This is a genomic window from Streptomyces sp. NPDC028298 (assembly GCF_055565895.1).
In genome coordinates this window covers 184,315-202,106 of record NZ_JBVHTL010000007.1, presented here as the reverse complement: position 1 = coordinate 202,106, position 17,792 = coordinate 184,315, and the positions used below count along the sequence as shown (strand labels likewise).

The 17,792-nt window shown below is 75.7% G+C and carries 11 protein-coding genes; 9 read left to right on the top strand and 2 right to left on the bottom strand.

Features of this window, described 5'->3' with window-relative positions:
- Positions 1-70: 70 nt before the first annotated feature.
- The 6 genes from ACZ4TO_RS29235 to ACZ4TO_RS29210 all read left to right on the top strand — a co-directional run bounded on the left by ACZ4TO_RS29235 (position 71) and on the right by ACZ4TO_RS29210 (position 7,436).
- Positions 71-2,542, top strand: coding sequence for a condensation domain-containing protein (locus tag ACZ4TO_RS29235; protein WP_468025668.1), 2,472 nt, complete (start codon positions 71-73; stop codon positions 2,540-2,542).
- A 187-nt stretch (positions 2,543-2,729) separates the two neighbouring features.
- Positions 2,730-2,933, top strand: coding sequence for an acyl-CoA carboxylase subunit epsilon (locus ACZ4TO_RS29230; RefSeq protein WP_382778274.1), 204 nt, complete (start codon positions 2,730-2,732; stop codon positions 2,931-2,933).
- A gap of 313 nt (positions 2,934-3,246) precedes the next feature.
- Positions 3,247-4,104, top strand: a complete 858-nt coding sequence (locus ACZ4TO_RS29225; RefSeq protein WP_468025882.1) for an AfsR/SARP family transcriptional regulator — start codon at positions 3,247-3,249, stop codon at positions 4,102-4,104.
- A gap of 279 nt (positions 4,105-4,383) precedes the next feature.
- On the top strand, positions 4,384-5,148 hold the full coding sequence (locus ACZ4TO_RS29220) for a phosphopantetheine-binding protein (protein ID WP_468025667.1): 765 nt from the start codon (positions 4,384-4,386) through the stop codon (positions 5,146-5,148).
- A gap of 197 nt (positions 5,149-5,345) precedes the next feature.
- On the top strand, positions 5,346-6,218 hold the full coding sequence (locus tag ACZ4TO_RS29215; protein WP_468025666.1) for a 4'-phosphopantetheinyl transferase family protein: 873 nt from the start codon (positions 5,346-5,348) through the stop codon (positions 6,216-6,218).
- Between the two features lie 396 nt (positions 6,219-6,614).
- Complete coding sequence (locus tag ACZ4TO_RS29210) at positions 6,615-7,436, top strand: AfsR/SARP family transcriptional regulator (protein ID WP_382778271.1); 822 nt, start codon at positions 6,615-6,617, stop codon at positions 7,434-7,436.
- 151 nt (positions 7,437-7,587) lie between these two features.
- Here the strand turns inward: ACZ4TO_RS29210 and ACZ4TO_RS29205 are convergent, their stop codons facing one another.
- A complete protein-coding gene (locus tag ACZ4TO_RS29205; protein ID WP_385042022.1) occupies positions 7,588-7,839 on the bottom strand; it encodes a phosphopantetheine-binding protein in 252 nt (83 codons plus the stop codon).
- Positions 7,840-8,173: 334 nt separating this feature from the next.
- Here ACZ4TO_RS29205 and ACZ4TO_RS29200 point away from each other — a divergent pair, with 334 nt between their 5' ends.
- The 3 genes from ACZ4TO_RS29200 to ACZ4TO_RS29190 all read left to right on the top strand — a co-directional run bounded on the left by ACZ4TO_RS29200 (position 8,174) and on the right by ACZ4TO_RS29190 (position 12,946).
- Positions 8,174-8,533, top strand: a complete 360-nt coding sequence (locus ACZ4TO_RS29200; protein ID WP_385042024.1) for a hypothetical protein — start codon at positions 8,174-8,176, stop codon at positions 8,531-8,533.
- A gap of 314 nt (positions 8,534-8,847) precedes the next feature.
- Entirely contained in the window at positions 8,848-11,157 is a 2,310-nt protein-coding gene (locus tag ACZ4TO_RS29195; protein WP_468025665.1) for a condensation domain-containing protein, read from the top strand.
- A 559-nt stretch (positions 11,158-11,716) separates the two neighbouring features.
- Positions 11,717-12,946, top strand: a complete 1,230-nt coding sequence (locus ACZ4TO_RS29190) for a helix-turn-helix domain-containing protein (protein ID WP_468025664.1) — start codon at positions 11,717-11,719, stop codon at positions 12,944-12,946.
- Between the two features lie 50 nt (positions 12,947-12,996).
- On the opposite strand, the gene ACZ4TO_RS29185 is transcribed toward ACZ4TO_RS29190, so the two are convergent.
- Complete coding sequence (locus ACZ4TO_RS29185) at positions 12,997-17,787, bottom strand: AMP-binding protein (protein ID WP_468025663.1); 4,791 nt, start codon at positions 17,785-17,787, stop codon at positions 12,997-12,999.
- Between the last annotated feature and the right edge of the window lie 5 nt (positions 17,788-17,792).

Genomic DNA, 17,792 nt, shown 5'->3' with positions numbered 1-17,792 from the left:
GATTCGAAAAGGAGGCGGGGGTGGCGGACAGAGCTGCCGCGGCAACGCTGTGCGCCGTCCCCGGGGGGCGATGAGGAGTCACCACTCGTACGACGGCACCGTTCTGGCCGTCGTACACGAACCGCAGGACACCCACGGCCGCTCGCCGCTCGTCCTCGAACTGTGCGGAGCGACCCGCACGGATGCCGAGGCGGTCGCCGCCCGCGTCGCGAGATCCCACCGGGCCTACGACGTCGAACTGGACGTGCCCGCAGACCGCACACCACAGCACCGCACACCCCAGGACGGCGTACCGGGGGACGGCGTGCCGGACGGTGTGCCGGGGGACGGCGTGCCGGACGGTGTGCCGGGGGACGGTGTGCGGGGTCCGGCCGTGCGGGCGGACCGGTATCTCCTGCGGCTCAGCCCGCGCGGCCCCGACAACCCCGACGGCCTGCCCGGCCTGCTCGGCCCCGATGTCCCGCACGGTCTGCTCGGCCTGGACGGTCCGCTCGGCTCGGACGACTCGCTCGGCTTGGACGGTTCGGACGGTCCGTTCGGCTTGCCCGGTCCGGACGGCCTGTCCGGTCCGGGTGGGGCCGGGCCGGTGCTCACCGAGGACCTGCTGGCCGATCTGCTGGCGCCGCCCGCCGCGGGCACGGTCCCGGTGCGGGGGCATCAGCGGGCGCTGCTTACGGCGGCGGCCGGTCATCAGGGCGGTCCCGGCCGTTTCGTGGAGCAGCTCCACTGGGACTGGACGGGGCCGCTGGATGTCACCCGGTTCATCGCCTCCTGGCAGTCCCTGGCCGAGCGCGAGACGGTGCTGCGGGCGTCCTTCGACTGGGCCGGCGCCCCCCGCCTGGTGCTGCACGACCACGCGGCGGTCGAGGTCGTCCGCCACGGGCCGGCCGGTGCCGGCTGGCAGGACCTGCTGCGCCGTGAGCGCGAGCGCGGCTTCGAGCTGTACCGGCCGTCCCTGCTGCGGGTGTCCCTGTTCGAGGGACCGCCCCGGGCGAGCCGCCCCACCACCGGCACCGGCCCCACCCCTGGTACCAGCACCGGGGCCGGGCGGGGGGCCGTCCGGCTGCTGGTGACCTATCACCGGGCGCTGCTCGACGAGCGCGGGGCGCGGCTGCTGGTGCGCCAGTTCTACCGTTCCTATCTCGCCGGCGGTGTGCTGCCCGGCGCCGACCGGCGTCCCGACATCCGTGACCACGCCCACTGGCTGGCCCGTCAGGACGCGGCCGCGGCCCGGGAGTTCTGGGCGGCGGCCGCACCGCCGGCCGGCGCCGCCCTCACCCCGGCCCGCCCGGGCGAGGCGCCCCACCCGGGCCGGGAGACGGACCGGGGCGGGGAGACGGACCCGGGCGGGGAGACGGGCCCCCTGGGCGGGGGGACCGGCAGTCCGGCTGAGGAGACGGTCCCCCTGGCCGGGGGGACGGGCCGTCCGGCTGGGGGGACGGGCCGGGTCCGGCGTGTTCTCAGGCCGGTGCAGAGCGCGCGGCTGCGTTCCTGGGCCGGGGGCCGGGGCGCGGGGGAGAGCAGTGCCCTGCACGTGGTGTGGGCGCTGCTGCTGTACCGGGCGGCCGGCCGGCCGGGGCCGTGGCCGGTGGCCTTCGGGGTGCACCTGTCGGGACGCGACCTGGCGCTGCGGGGCGGGGCCGGCATCCCCGGACTGCTGGGCGGGCCGCTGCCGATGACGGTCACCGTGGACGGGGCCACGCCGCTGGCGGACCTGCTGGTGCAGGTCCGCGACGCCGCGCTCGACCTGACCGCCTACGCGTGGGTGTCGGCCGGCCAGGTCCGCCGCTGGAGCGGACGGCCCCCGCAGTCCCCGCTGACCGAGACGACCATCCGCTTCGAGACCCACCCCGAACTGCCGGCCAACCTGCGGGCCGAACTCGCCGACCAGGCCATCACGGCGGGCGCCCCGCACAGCGCCGGCGGCGCCACCACCCTGCCCGTCACCCTGGTCGCCCACCACGACCCGCAGGACGCCCTGGTGCTCGACGCCTTCTACGACCGGGCCAGGCTCACCGACACCGACGCCGCCGAGACCCTCGCGCAGTGCCTGCACCTGCTGCGCAGCCTGCCCGACCATCCCCACGAGACGTTCACCGTCGCCGACGCCCTGGCCCTGCTGGGCACCTCGCAGGTGCCCGCCATGACCCCGCCGCCCGCCGGTGCCTCCCCGGTCCTCGCGGTGCTGCGCGCCGGGCGGGCCGGGGCGGACCTCGTGTGCCTGGTCACCGTCCCCGGCGTCACCCCCGGCGCCTACGACCTGCTCCTGCGCGCCCACCAGGGGCCCGAACGCATCGTCTCGCTCACCCTGACCGGCGCTCAGGCACCCCCCGCCGTCCCGGCGGACCTGCTCGACGGCACCCGGCAGCTGACCGTGTGCGGGGCGGGCCCGGCCGGCCCGGCCGCCCACGACCTCGCCCGCCGCACCGCCCGCCGCACGGGCCGCACCCCCACCGCGGTCATGACCGGACTCGGCAGCGCCGCCGAGACCGCACGGGCCCTGTCCCGGGCCCTGCGGGCGGTACGGACCCGCACCACCTGACCCGAACACCGGACCCCAAGCCCCACCCAACCTCCCAGGCCCAAGCACCGAGCCCCAAGCCCCAGACGCCGGGCACCGGACATCAGGGTCCGGGGGCACCGGTGTGCCGGGGTGGGCCGTCCAGTGGTCCGAGAGCGTTTCTTGAGTGCCGTGGCCGAGGGTGGCGGCACCTGCGGGAGGAGGCGCCATGGGCGACGTGGAGAGCGGCCGGCCGGCGGCCCTGCGCGTCGAGCGCGGCAGTGCGACCGAGGAGGAACTGGCCGCGCTGACCGTCGTCCTGCTGGCCCTGCGCGCCCGCCCGGCACCCGGGCGGCCGGAGGCGCTGCCGGCCGCCGGCCCGCGCCGGCTGCTGCCCGGCGGCCAGGACCACGGGCCGTACAGGCGGCGGTGAGGTGACCCTCCGGCGACCACAGCGAGAATACCTGCCGGTTTGTTTGAGGAAAGCCCCGACGGCGAGATCGGCCCGGTCTGCCGGGTATGCGCCCCCGGTCTTGCCGTCGTGCACCGCCCGGCCGGCGGCCCCGCGGAACGGGAACAGGCTTGCTGTCACCGGGAAGTTGTCCTGCACGCGGCCCCGTTCGAGGGTTGCTGCACCGCCGCTCGAAGGTTGTTAAAAACAGGACGATCGGTCTCGTATTGACATACCGTCTGTGCTGTTTTTTAATGTTGGAGTGTCAGCAGCGCACGGGGACAGGGGAGTCGGCGTGGACATCGAGGTATTAGGTGCACTGGACGTGCGGGAGAACGGGGTGTCCGTCGCCCCGACGGCCCCCAAGCCCCGCCAGGTGCTGGCGCTGCTGGCGGTCCACGCGGACCGGGTGGTGCCGGTCGCCTCGCTCATCGAGGAGCTGTGGTCCGCCCGGCCCCCGCGCAGTGCGCGCACCACCCTGCAGACCTACGTGCTGCAGTTGCGCGAGCTCATCGGCCAGGCGCTGGCCCGCGGCGCCGCGGACGGGTCCGGGTCCGGGTCCGGGGGGCGCAGTGCCAAGGACGTCCTGGTCACCCTGCCGGGCGGGTATCTGCTCGCCGCGTCCGGCGGCACCAGCGACGTCCGCGAGTTCGACCGGCTGGCGGGACTGGGCTACCGGGCCATGGACGCCGGCGACTTCGCGGGCGCCTCCCGCACCCTTGGCGCCGCCCTGGACCTGTGGTCGGGTTCCGCCTTCGCCGACGTGCAGACCGGCGCCCAGCTCACCATGGAGGCCAGGCGCCTGGAGGAGAGCCGGCTGTGCGCGCTCGACCAGCGCATCGAGGCGGATTTGCGGCTCGGCCGGCACCGCGAAGTCCTGGCCGAACTCACGGTCCTGACCAGCCGTTACCGCAACCACGAGAACCTGCACGCCCAGTTCATGATCGCGCTGCACCGCTCGGGGCGGCGCGGTGAGGCCCTCAACGCCTACACCCACCTGCGCACCACCCTCAGCCGCGACCTGGGCCTTGAACCCTCACCGCGACTGCGCCGGCTCCAGCACTCGATCCTGATGGCCGCACCCGAGGGCCCGCCGGATCCGCCCGTCCCGGCCCGCGCCGCGGCCGGACCGCAGATCACCGCCGGCCGCTGACCGCCCCGGCAACCGGCCACACGCGCGGCCCACCGGCCCCCGGGCCGGTATCCGCCCCGCCACCAGCCCCGGCCGGTATCCGCCCCGGCCACCAGCCGCCAGCCACCGGCCATCAGCCCCGGCCGGTGTCCGCCCGGCCGGCGCCTGCACCATCCCGCCCCGCCCCGCCCCGCTCCACCCCGCCGTGCCGCGCGGGAGTTCTGCTGCCGCCTCCCCGTGTGCGGAGGGGCACGCCCGTCCCGGTCCAAGTGCCGGGGTTTTCCACGAAGGGACGCGTTGATGACCAGCGAGCCGACGGCATCCTCCGACGGCCACGGAGAGGTTCTTGCCGAGCTCACCGCCGTGCTGGCCGGTGTCGTGCACGCCGACCCCGACCGGGTCGACCCCGACCAGCCCTTCCCGGTCCTGGGCCTGGACTCGCTGCTCACCATCGAGTTCGTCGCGGCCATCGACCAGCACTTCGGCGTCCGTATCGCCGGCGCGGACCTCTACACGTACGCCACCCCCGCCGTCCTGGCCCGTCGGCTGAGCGCGCTTCGCCGCGGCGCGGACGAGGTCCCCGCGGCCCGGGACGCGGGTGCCGCGGCGGCGGTGCTGCAGGTGCTGCGCCACGAGTTGGCGCGGATCCTGCACTGCGACCCGTGGGAGATCGACGGCGGCGCCGCCTTCGCGGAGCTGGGCATCGACTCCATCCTGGCCGCCGACTTCACCGCCGGCGTCAACCGCGCCTACGGCCTGAGCGAACGCCCCGTCACCGTCCACGAGCACCCCAGCCTCGCCTCGATGGCCGCCTACATCGCCTCCCGCACCCGGGACACCCCCGCCCCGGACACCTCCGCCCCCGCCGCGGCATCCGCCGGGCAGCACCAGCACCAGCAGCCGCCGCAGCCGCAGGCGGAGTTGTCACCGCAGCAGCCCGCCCCCGCGGCGGTGCGGCGGCCCGCGCTGTCCCAGGAGGAGGTCCTCGCGCTCCTGGACGCGGTACGAGGCGACCGGATCGGTGTCGACGAGGCCGCCGCGCTCCTGGCCCACCGCCCGGCCTGAACGGCCCGCCCGTAAAGCACCGCCGGCCCGCCGGCTGCCGCGACTGCCGCGGACCCGGCGGCCCCGCGCCGCCACCTCACCGTCGTAGGCAGCGGGACGGCGACCCCCGCACGGGGGACGGCGACCCCGCACGGCAACCGGGACGGCGACCGAGACGGAAACCGAGACGGCGAACCGAGACGGACTGAAACGACACCATGACCCTCACCGCACCGCAGCCGCCCGCCGCCGGGCTCGGCCCGCACCCCACGGTGGTGCCCCCGGTGAAGCTGTGGCTGTGCCCCAACGACGCCCTCCCGCCGGCCGTCACCGCCATCCTGGCCGCGCACTGGCTCGACGAGCGCGAGAACGCGACCGCCGCCCGGTTCCTGTTCGAACGCGACCGCCGCCAGTACCTCGTCGCCCACACCCTGGTCCGCCGCGCCCTGGCGCTGGAGGCCGGCCTCGGCGAGGCCGAGCTGGTCATCTGGCGCTCCTCGCGCGGGCGGCCCTTCCTGCAGCCGCTGCCCGGCGGCCTGCCCCGGGGCGGCGGCCACCTCGACTTCAACCTCTCCCACGCCGGCGGCTACAGCCTGCTGGGCATCGTGCGCACGGCACGCGTCGGCGTCGACGTGGAGTGCCTGGACCGGGAGGCGGGCGCCCTGGAGACCATCCTGACCACCTTCACCCCCGGCGAGCGGCACTGGGCGCGGCAGGCACCCCCCGGACGCCGGCGCGACCGCCGGGTGCTGCGGCTGTGGACGTTGAAGGAGGCCTACTCCAAGGCCCGCGGACTGGGACTTGGCCTGCCCTTCGACGAGTTCGCCTTCACCCTGGACGACGACCGCGGCGTCCTGGCCTTCCAGCCGCCCGCCGACGACGCGGCCGGCCGCTGGCGGTTCCTGGAACTGGAACCGGTCCCCGACGTGCTGGCCGCGGTGGCCGTCCCCGCCGACGACGACCCCGCCCCGCACCTGGAACTGCACCAGGGATTCCCCTGGGACCGGGCCGCACCGCGCACCATCACCCTGCCCGCACCCGCCCCCACACCGCACACCCCCCACTACGAGACGGCCACCGCACCACACTGACCCCGCCCACCCGTCCACCCACCCCGTCCACCCAACCCCGTCCGCCGACCCCGTGAGCCGCTCATCGCCCGCCAGGCACCCGCGCAGGTGCCGGCGGACGGAAAAGGAAAAAGGGTATATGGCGGTGCGCAATTGCCCGCCCTCCCGGAATCCGTACCGATATCTGCATCGAAATCTGCACCGGAATCCTTACCGGAATCCGGAGTTCATTTCCGGTGCGGGTGCAGGTGTTCTCGAGTGCCGTGTATTTGACGCACCACCCCACGTGGAGCACCGCTGGAGGACCGCTACAGGAAAACGCTCGGGGGGCACGGACCCGGCTAGCGTGCCTAGCGGCGGAGATTTCCGGCCACAAAAGGAACTGGACAAGGAACTCGACGAGGTGGGGAGGCCACCATGGAGATTCAGGTTCTGGGTCCGTTGAGTGCCGAGGTCAACGGGGGATCCATCGTTCCGACGGCGGGCAAGCCGCGACAGATCCTGTCGCTGCTGGCGCTCTATCCGGGACGTGTCATGCCTGTTCCCACGCTCATGGAGGAACTCTGGGGAACCGAGCCTCCGGCGAGCGCACTGACGACCCTTCAGACGTACATACTGCAACTGCGCCGGCGGCTCGGCACGGCCATGGGCCCGGGCGCACCGGCCGGCGCGAAGGACATTCTCGCCACCCGGCACGGCGGATACCTGCTGCAGATCGACAGGAGCTGTGTCGATGTGCACACCTACGAGGAGCTGACCCGCCAGGGCCAGGCCGCGTTCGTGGAAGGCGACGACGAGGTGTCCGCGGAACGGTTCCGCACGGCACTGGACCTGTGGACCGGGCCGCCGCTGGTCGACGTGAGACTCGGTCCCGTCCTGGAGATCGAGGTCATGCGGCTGCAGGAGAGCCGGCTGGTCACCGTCGAGCGGCGCATCGACGCCGACCTGCGGCTGGGCCGCCACGCGCAGCTCATCGCCGAACTGACCGAGCTGACCGCCCGTCACCCGCACCACGAGGGCCTGCACTCCCAGGTCATGGTGGCGATGTACCGCTCGGGCCGGCAGGCCACGGCCCTGGAGGTCTACCGCAGGCTGCGCATCCGGCTCATCGACGAACTGGGCGTGGAGCCCTCCCCGCAGCTCCAGCGCATGCACCAGGCCATGCTGGCCGTGGACCCGCAGCTCGACCTGCTGGCGGGACCGCGCCACGGCTCGACCTTCGACCTGTTCGCGGCGTGAGGCACGGCCGCCGCCCGGCCGCCCCCGGCGGCCGGGCAGGCCGCGGCACCCCGCCCGCCGCGCGTCACCGGCCCGCTGCGCGTCACCGGCCCGATGCCGGGCGGCCGGACCGTCATCCGGTCCGGCCGCCCGGCGTTTGCCGTGCCCGGCCTCAGGCGGCCAGGGCCCGCAGCCGGGTCAGCGTCGACCACAGGACCCCCGGGGTGGCGAAGGTGTCCAGGGAGAGGACGTCGTCCACGAAGTGCACGTGATAGGCGCCCTCCAGCGAGCCCAGCAGCTCCACCGCGCCCAGCGAGTCCAGCCCCGCGAGCCGCAGGTCCGTATCGGCCTCCAGCGGTTCGCCCGCGCCGTGGAACGGCAGGTACTCACGCAGCAGTTCCTCGAACTTGTTGTCCCAAGCCATCGCTGACCTCACCCTTTGCGTGTCGTCGATTCAGCAGCAGACCGGCGGCGTACGGGCCAGCCTGACCACGCCGCCTACACCAGCGGTCGAGCCCCGGCGGAACGAGGAGAAGCGGGATAAGGGAGGGAAGGGGGAGAGAAGGGGGAGAGAAGGGGGGAATCGGCTGCTGGATCAAATGCCGTGACCTTCCCGGGGGGTTAAGGATATGCGGCCCTTTTCCTCGCGCCGTGCCGGGTTTTACCCGTTCTCCATTCCCGCTCCAGTGCGGGCGGCCATGATTTCCGGGCCTCCCGTACGGTCGTACGGAGGGCGGACCAGGAGGAAGGGCCTCGTCATGACGCCGGCGCTGACCGAGCCCCTCAGCGGGGCGCTGCACGAACTCCTCACCGCGCGCAGTCTGCGCGAGCGCAACAGGGAACTCGTCCTCGCGCTGGTCGCGGCGGGCAACCGGGGCGAGGTCAACCACCTCACCCGCCACTGGGCGGGCGCCGGGGAGCGGGGCGGGCGGACGCTGCCCGAGGGGCTGGGCCTGCGGGCCGAGAGCGTCGTCGCCGACCACGACGTCGTCGCCCTGCGCGCGACCGCCCGGGCCGGCAAGGCCACCTGGTCCCTGATCGCCGAACTGCGCTTCGACGCCGCGGGCCGCATCGAGCAGTGCCATGACCTGCTCGTGCCCGACACGCCGGCAGGCTGACCCGCCATCAGGCCCACGAGCCATCAGGCCCACGTGCCATCAGGCCCACGCGCCATCAAGCCCACGTGCCAGCAGGCCCACGCGGCGTCAAGCCCACGCGGGGTCCGGTCCCTGGGTGGGGCGAGGGGATCGAGGACCGTTCGGGGGCCGCTGGAGAAAACGGACGACGGGGACGCGGCGGGGCTAGCGTGGGGAGGCCGGGCTCCGGCTTCGCCGGCGTGCGCCGGCATGCCCGTCGAAGGCCGCACGCCGGCTTTCCGGGCCGCACGGGGCAGTTGCTCGATCTGGCCGGGGGTGTCCGGAAGGGGGAGGCGATGAACGGTGAGGGGCCCGGTGTGTGCGCGGTGATCGACCCCGAACAGGGGGATCACGGCACGATGGAACTGCACGGGATCTGGGACACCGCCTCCTTCCACCGCGCCCTGCACCGCGTCGCGGAGAGCATCCCCGATGCCCGGCACCCGGGATGCCGGCTGGTCGCGCACGGGCAGGACCTGCACATCGTCGAACTGTCCGGCGGTCAGGCGCCACCCGCGCCCGCGGCCCTCGGACGGCTCGCCGACCTGCTGACCGCCGCCCCCGAGCCCCGCCCCGGCACCGGGCCCGCCGCCGCGGCGGCCGGACAGCCCTGCCGGACCCTGCCGCGCACCGAGCCGGTCACCCCGCTGCAGCAGCAGCGGCTCGCCGACGCCCTGGCCTGGCCCGGCCACCAGGTCGAGCAGGTCCTCTGGCGCTGGCACGGCCCGCTGGACCCGGCACGCTTCGAGGCGGCCTGGCATGCCGTCGGCGAGCGCGAGAGCGTGCTGCGCACCGCCTTCGTATGGGACCCGCGCCCGCGTGCCGTGGTCTTCGACCGCCCCCTGAGCGACGTCGTGCGCCACCCGCACCGCACCGTGATCCGGCGCGCCGCGCTGCCGGCCCGTGAACGGGCCCGCGCCTTCGACCTGCGCCGCCCCGCTCCGGTGCGCCTGGCCCTGCTGGACAGCGGCCCCCGGGACGCCGCGGCACCCTTCACCGACATCCTGCTCACCTATCACCGTGCCCTGCTGGACAGTTGGAGCGTGCGGCTGCTGATGCGCGAGTGCTGCCGCGCCTACCTCGCCGGCGGGACGCTGCCCGGCGGCGAGCGCCGCCCCGACCTCGGCGACTGCGCCCGCCGGATCGCCGCCCAGGCCCCCCGCCCGGCCCCCGACATCCGCCAGGAACCCGCCCACCTGCCCGCCGTGCCCCCGCCCGGCCCGGCCCCCGACACCCGCCAGGAACCCGCCCACCGGCAAGAACCCGCCCACCTGCCCGCCCCCGACCCCCGCCAGGAACCCGCCCACCGGCCCGCCCCCGACGTCCGGCAGGGGCCCGCCCACCGGCCCGCCGCGCAGCCCTTGTTGCGGCCCGCGGACCGCACCGGCACCGGCAAGGGTCCCCGTACCGGCAAGGGCCCCGGCACCGGCCCCCGTACGGGCGTCGGCGCCCGTACCGGCCCCGGTACTGCCGCGCACACCGGTACCGGTACCGGTGTGCTGCGTGCCGTTCTGCCCCCGGTCCGCAGCAACCGGCTGACCCACTGGGCGGCCCGCTGGGGCGTCGCGGAGAGCAGCGTCCTCCAGACGGTGTGGGCCCTGCTCCTCTACCGTGCCCGCGACACCGCCCCCGCGCCCGCGACCGTGGGCTTCGGCCTGGACTTCCCCGGCCGCGGCCTGCTCCTGGACGGCATCGAGGGCATCCCCGGCCCCTTCGAGAACACCCTGCCGCTCACCCTCACCGTCGACCCGGCGCTCACCCTGCCCCGCCTGCTGCGCACCCTGCGCGACGCGGTGATGGACCTGTCCGCCTACGAATGGGCCACCCCCGCCTCACCCGCCACCGCCCGCGTCCTGGGACCGCGGGCCGGCGGCCTGCTCGCCTTCGACTGCGGCCCCGGCCCCGAAACCGCCTACGGCGACGAACTCGCCGCACACGGCATACGCCTGGAGGAACAGGAAGCCGCCGGAGCACCCGCCGGATACGCCCTGCGCCTGCGCGCCGGCCACGACACCCGCCGCGCTCTCGTTCTGACCTGCGCCTACGACCGCGACCTCATCGACGACACCACCACCGCCACCCTGCTGGCCCACACCGTACGGCTGCTGCGCCTGCTGCCCGTGACGGCGACCGCGGCCACCACCGTCGCGGACGTGCTGGCCTGGATGCCCAGGACCCCCACACCCCCGGTCCCCGACGGCCCCGCCGCCCGGGACACGGCCCCCCTCGTCCTGCTGCGCGGCACGCCCGCACCCGCCACGGCCACCGTGTGCCTGCTCGACACCCCCGGCGCGCCGTACACCGGGCACCGCGAACTGCTGCGCCACTACCGGGGACCGGAGGCCCTGACCGCGCTGCGCCCGGCCTGTGGCCCGCCGCCCGCCCAGGCCGACGCGCTGGTCCGCCTCGCCCGCGCCGGCGGCCGGCTGGTCCTGGGCGGCTACTGCGGCACCGGCGCGCTGGCCTGCGAACTGGCCCACCACATCACCCGGGCCGGGGTGCGCCCGCCGCTGGTCGTGGTCGGCGGCCCCGACGGCGATCCGCACGCGCCCCGCAGCCTGGCGGCCGCCCTGCAGCGGGCGAGCGCCTCGGCCACCCGCCCCTGACCCGCACCGGCCCACGGCCCGGCTCCACCCTCCGGCTTCGCGGACGGCACCCGGCACACCTGCCCCCGCACTCCGGTAACCCCGCACTCCGGCAACCCGGCACGCCTGTGTGTGCTTGTACGTCTGCACGGTGGCGGGGGAGGGGAGGGGAGGGGTGCTGTCAGGGCCAGTTGATGTCGTCGTCCGACGCGGTGCCCGGCACCGGCACCGGCACCGGTCGGCCGGGCGGGCCCTTGCGGGCGACGCGGCGGGCAGGAACCGCGTGTTTCATGAAAGGACTCCCGTGGACGCGGACGAGGACAGCTCCCGTGAGCGAGGACGGGCCGGTGCGCAGGTACCGGACCCGGGCGCTTGAGACTTTCCCCGCAACCGCTCAAGAACCGCTCGAGGAACGCCAGAGGAATCCGTGAGGTTCGCACGAACTCCGAGGCACGGCACCTGGCAAAACATTGCCCACCCCTTGCCCGGCCCCCTACGCTCGGTTGCGCACCCGGGCGGTGGCACGCCCCCTCGGCCCCACGGGGCCACCACCCGCCCGTCCGTCCCAGGGAATGGTCACATGCTGCGTCAGCCCGCGTTCGGCCGTCGTCTCCGCAAACTGCGACAGGCCCGCGACCTGTCCCAGACCGCCCTGGCCGGGGACGGCATGTCCACCGGATACCTCTCCCGGCTGGAGTCCGGCGCCCGCCAGCCCACCGAACGGGCCGTCGCCTACCTCGCCGAACGCCTGGGCCTGGAGCCGGCCGACTTCGAGGAACCCGCCGGCGGCTCCCTGGCCCACGCCCTGTCGCTGGTCTCCTCCACCGGCTCCGAGACGGCGCTGGAGACCCTGCGCGAGGCACTGGCCGCCGAGGGACACGAGGCACCGGTGCTGCGCTGGCAGGCCCTGTGGCAACTCGCCGGACAGCGGCGCCTGCAGGGCGACCACGACGGCGAACGGGAGTACCTGCAGGAACTGGTCCAGCTCGGCGAATCGGTCGGACTGGTCGCCCTGCGGGTCCGCGGCCTGACCCGCCTGGCCCGCTGCCTGCGCACCCAGGGCGAGATCAGCGCCGCCCTCGACGCCGCGATGGCGGCCCACCACCTCGCCCGCGAGGACGGCCTCGACGCGGAGGACCGCGCCACCGTGCTGCTGGCCCTGGTCTCGGTCGAGGCCGAGGCCGGCCGGATGCCCGACGCCCGGGCCCACGCCGACGAACTGGCCGAACTCGTCGCGGGCCGCAGCGACACCCTGTGGGCCGAGGCCATGTGGACCTGCGCGGCGGTGCGCCTGCGCCAGGGCGACCACACCGCCGCCCAGGGCTACCTGGAAGAGGCCCTGGAGAAGTTCAGCAGCCGCGAGGACCTCGTGCTGTGGCTGCGCCTGCGGTTCACCGCCAGCCGCCTGTACCTGCAAAAGCAGCCCCCGGACCCCCAGGCCGCCGAGCGGTGCCTGACCGCCGCCGAACCCGCGCTCGCCTTCGTCGGCACCCCCGGCCTGCGCCAGGACCTGCTCGCGCTCAAGGCGGACGTCGCCTTCTTCCTGGCCCGCTACGACGAGGCCCACGCCCTGCTCGGCGAACTCGCCGAGATGGAGCTGAGGATGAGCTACCGCGACCGGGTCCGTCTGGACATCCTGCGCAACCAGCTCCGTATCCGCTCCGGCGATTCGAGCGGCATCCAGGGGCTGCGGGACCTGGCCGAACAGGCCCAGGCCGGCGCCAACATCGACCTGGCCGCCGACATCTGGCGCATCCTCGCCGAGTCCCTGGCCGCCCCCACCACTCCCACCGCCCCGCCCAGCGCCTGACCCCGCCCGGCGCCTGACCCCGCCCGCCCCGGAGCCGTCCCTGCCCTCGTTCAGCGGTGCTCGGGTGTCCTGGACCAGCCGGGCGGCACGCCGGCCCCGGCCGGCCACAGTGCCCGGTGGCCGGCCGCGTCCGCCAGCACCACGAACGCGGCGGACGCGTCGTCGTACGGGTCGTCGTGCGCCGGAGCGTCCAGCACCCGCAGATTGCCGTACTCGTCGAGGCGGGCGGCCCGCCCGGTGCGCCACATCCGGGCCGTGCCGCCGGCCGGACCGCCGCCGAAGGGATCGGGCAGGAACCGCTCGCAGCCCGCCGCCCCGCGGGCACCGGTGTACCCGCAGGCCACCCCGACTCCCGCGATGTACAGGGAACCGGTGCCCCCCGGGCCCACCGGCCGCAGCCGCGCGTCGAGGAGATAGGCGCGGTGACCGGGGGCGGGACGGGCCGCACCACCGGGCGTGTGCTCCACGACGAGCCGGGCCTCCGCCCAGCCGCCGCTCACGGTCAGCTCGACCCCCTCGCCGCGGGCCAGCGCGACCAGCGCGCTCAGCACGTCGTCGGCACCGCCCAGCACCACCCGCGCCCCCTGCCGGCGCAGCCACCCCAGCACCTCGTGCGGCACCTCCCGGGTCAGCGAGCGGTCCGGGACGTGCACCCGCGCCCCGCCGGCCAGAGCACCCAGCAGCCCGATCGCCGCGTCCCCGTCGGGGTAGCCGCGCACCAGCCAGGCCGCGTCGGCCGGCCGCGCCGCGGTGACCGTCGCCGCGCCCACCGCGACGGTGCCGCCCTCACCGGGCAGCAGCAGCAGCGGATCGCCCGCGCGCAGCGGACGGATCCGCTCGGCCCGCCCCACCGGACAGGACCCGGCGGGCGGCCACCGCTCGGCCCCCTCCTCACGCACCAGCCGCACCGCACCCGGCACCTCGGGCAGCAGCAGGTCCGCGGTCTCGTCCAGCAGCAGCACCGCCGGCCGCAGCGACTCGGCGACATCCAGCGAGGGGTCCACCACCGCCAGCGCGGCCCCCGTCTTGGCCACCGCCAGCGCGGCCACCGCGAACCCGGCCGGTGAGGACAGCGCGGTCAGCACACAGCTCCCCGGACCGGCCCGGTGCTCGATCAGGGCATGCGCCAGCAGCTCCGAGCGGGCGTCGAGCCCGGCATAGTCCAGGCCCTCCAGCGCGAGCGCCCCCGGATCGCGCGCCACCTGCGCCGCGAACAGCGCCGCCACGTCCTGCCGGGCCGCAGTCACCTCCTCACCCGCCCACACCCCGCCCGCCGTCTCCGGTCCCGGTCCCAGCCGCAGCCGGCTCAGCGGCGTGGCGGGCGCCTCGAGAGCCGAGCGCAGTACGGCGGTGAGCTGACCGGCCAGACGGGCCGCGGCCCGCTCCCCGACCGTCTCGTGACGGAAGGTCACGCTGAGCGCGGCACCCGCCGCGCCACCCGCCGGAGTCTGCCGCTCGGTCAGCGTCAGCCCCAGGTCCGCGGCCGGCACCGCGGGCGTGCAGTGCTCCGCCCGCACCGACAGCCCGCCCGCCTCGAAGCGGCCCACACACTCCTGCACCACCGCCAGCGCCACCCCGCCGGGCAGCGCCGCCAGCGCCGCCTCACCGTCCCGGTAGGCGGCCAGGTCCCGCTCACGGACCCGGCCCAGCAGCTCGGTGAAGGACGGATCGCCCGAGGCGTCCACCGTCAGCGCCAGCACCCGCCCGTAGGGACCCACCGCCTCGCGCAGCGCGGCACTGTCCCGCGCCGGGACGGGCGCGGCCACGGTCACCGGACCGGGCACACCCAGCCGGCCCAGCAGCGCCACGAGAGCTGCGTGCACCACCATGAACACGGTGGCGCCCTGCCCGGCCGCCCACCGCGTCAGCTCCGCGTGCAGGTCCGCCTCCAGGGCGCGCTCCAGGGTGCCCCAGGAGGCGTGGGCGGAGCGCGGCCCGCTGCCCGGCAGCGCCGCGGGCAGCCGGTCGCCGAAGACCGCGCGGGGCGCCGCGTCCAGCCCGGCCGGCGAGCGGTGCGGGGCGCCCCCGCAGGCCCGCGCCCCATAGGCCCGGGCCAGGTCGGCGGCCAGCGGCACATGCGACCACAGGTCCACCGCGTCGGCCGGCAGGGCCACCTCCAGCAGATGGTCGTCCACCGCCAGCGCCCGCAGCCGCGTCCCCGCCGCCCCCAGCCGGACATTGCGCAGCGCCTCATGACGGCGTCCCAGATCCTCCAGCGCCACCTCCAGCGCCCGCCGGTCCAGCCTCCCGCGCAGCCGCAGCGAGAACGCGCGGCTGTCACCGGCCGTGTCGTCCGGCCCGATCACCGCGGCGGGCACGTCACCGACCAGCACGGCGAACGCGGCCGGAGTCGGCGCCTCGTACAGGGCCCGGCTGCCCGGATCGACCCCCAGCGTCTCGCGGACCCGGGACAGCAGCCGGGCCGCCGCCAGCGAGTGCCCGCCGATGCGGAAGAAGTCCGACTCCGCCTGCACCCGGTGCCGGGGCAGACCCACCACCTCGGCGAACAGGTCACGCACGATCTCCTGGATCGGCGTGCCGGGCTGGGTGAACGGACGGTCGGCGCCACGGGCCGGCACCGGCAGCGCCGCACGGTCCACCCCGCCGGCGCCGTCCGGCGGCAGCGCCTCCACCGTCATCAGCACCGACGGCACCATGTGCTCCGCCAGACGCTCCCGCAGATGGGCACGCAGCACGACCTCCAGATCGACCCCGTGCTCGAAAGCGGCCGGAACACTGGCCCACCCCTCCAACCCCTCCACCCCGGTGCCGCTCCCCGGCCCCGTCCCGGTGGCCGCCGCGTACACGCCCGTCACCGCACCCGCGGGCACCCGCGCGGGATCGAGCAGCACGATGTCGAGGAGCTCGGGACTCTCACCCCAGGTGGGCAGCGCCCGGTAGCCCAGGTGCTCGGCCCGCTCGCACAGCGCCTCCACATCGGGCGCCACGGCGTCCTGCGGCGGCAGATCGAGGCTCTCGCGGGGATCGAAGAGGGACCGCATCGCCGCGTACTCGTCGTGCACCCGCCGGTTGGGCACCCCGGCCAGACGCACCACGGCCGGACGCGCCGCCACCACCCGGTCCACCACCTCCAGCCCGCCCGCCACGTCCGCACCCCAGCGCACGACGGCCACACCGGCCAGGTCGGCGACCGGCTCGGCGGTGGAGAGCACCACGTCGTAGCGGTAGCGCGACAGCTCGTTGTGATGCACCCCCCGCTTGAGCCGCACATCGACCGCACGCACCCGGGGCAGCCTTCGGGCCAGCGCACCGAACAGGGCGGGGGAGAGCAGCAGTTCGGTCTCCGTGGCCACCCGGTGCCCGATACCGCGCCGCAGCGCCTCCCGGTCACCGCCCGCCCCGCCCGGCCGGGCCAGCGCGATCCCGGTCTGCAGACAGCACGCCAGATCCAGGCTGCGCACATCGCCCAGGAACAGCGAGCCGCCCGGGGCCAGCAGCGCCAGCACCCGCTCCAGGACCGTGCGCAGCCGGGCCAGGCCCGGCAGGTACTGCACGACCGAGTTGACGACGACCACGTCGAAATGACCCGCGGGCAGTCCACCGGTGTCCTCGGCGTCACGGCAGTCCAGCCGCACCTTGTCCCTCAACACCGCATCCGCCTCCACCCGCGCGCCCAGCGCGGTCACGGCGGCGGGGGAGAAGTCGGTGGCCCAGTACTCCTGCACCTCCTCCTCCCGCGCGAGGTGGGCCAGCAGCAGCCCGCCGCCCACCCCGATCTCCAGCACCCGCCGGCGCGGCAGCTCCCTGATCCGGTCGAGGGTCGCGTACTGCCACTCCCGCAGCTCCTCCAGCGGGATCGGCAGGGCGTCGTAACTGCTGGTCCAGCCGGTGAAGTCGTCCCCCAGCGCGCGAGCCGCGGCACCGGCGTGCAGCGCCTCGTGGATCTCCTTCCACTGCGCGGTCTGCGCGTCCTGGTCGGCGGCCGCCGCGGCCGGACGGGCCGGCACCACATGCGCCACCAGACGCCTGCCGCCGTCCGCGCCCTCGTGCACCGACACCGCGGCCGCCGACACCGCCGGATGCGCGCCCAGCACCGACTCGACCTCACCGAGCCGAAAGCGCCGCCCGCACAACTCGGCCCACTCCGCCCCCCGTTCGACCCGCTCATCCGCCCCTTCGGGCTGCTTTCGTCCGCCGTCCTCGCCCGGGCCGCCGGCGGGCCGGGCACCCGACGCCAGAGCACCCGACGCCAGAGCACCCCACACCGCGAAGACGGCCGCGTCGAAGGCCCGCCCGGCACCGGTCCGGCCCGCCACACCGGCGGGCTCCGGCCGCGCCGGGGCCGAGCCGCCCACCAGGTCCAGCACCGCCCGATGCGGCACGACGACACCCTCGACGCCACCAGGGGCGTACCAGACGCACAAGGCGTCGTCCGGGCCGGCCGTCTGCTCGGGCAGCTCCGCGCAGCGCCGCGCGATCTCGGGCGCCTCGGCGTCCAGCGCGAGGACCACCGTGTCCAGACCCGCGTAGTCCCCGACGCCCGCGCTGTCGCTCAGCACCGCCGCGGCCGCACTGTCCCGCACGATCAGCCGCCGCCGCTCCGCACCGTCGGCCGGGTCCAGGGGGACGTAGGCCGCCCCGGCCCGCACGATCCCCAGGAACGCCGTCACCGTCTCCGGGCCCGGCCGCAGCGAGGTCACCACCCGGTCGCCGCGGCCGATGCCGCGCGCCCGCAGATGGGCGGCGAGACGGTTGGCCGCGCGGCCCAGCTCCCGGTAGGTGAGCCGGCCGCCGGGGCCGCCGGCCTGCTCGGGATGGTGCACCGCGACCGCGTCGGGACGCTCCTGGACCTGCTGCTCGATGAGGCCGGAGATGGACATCGCCA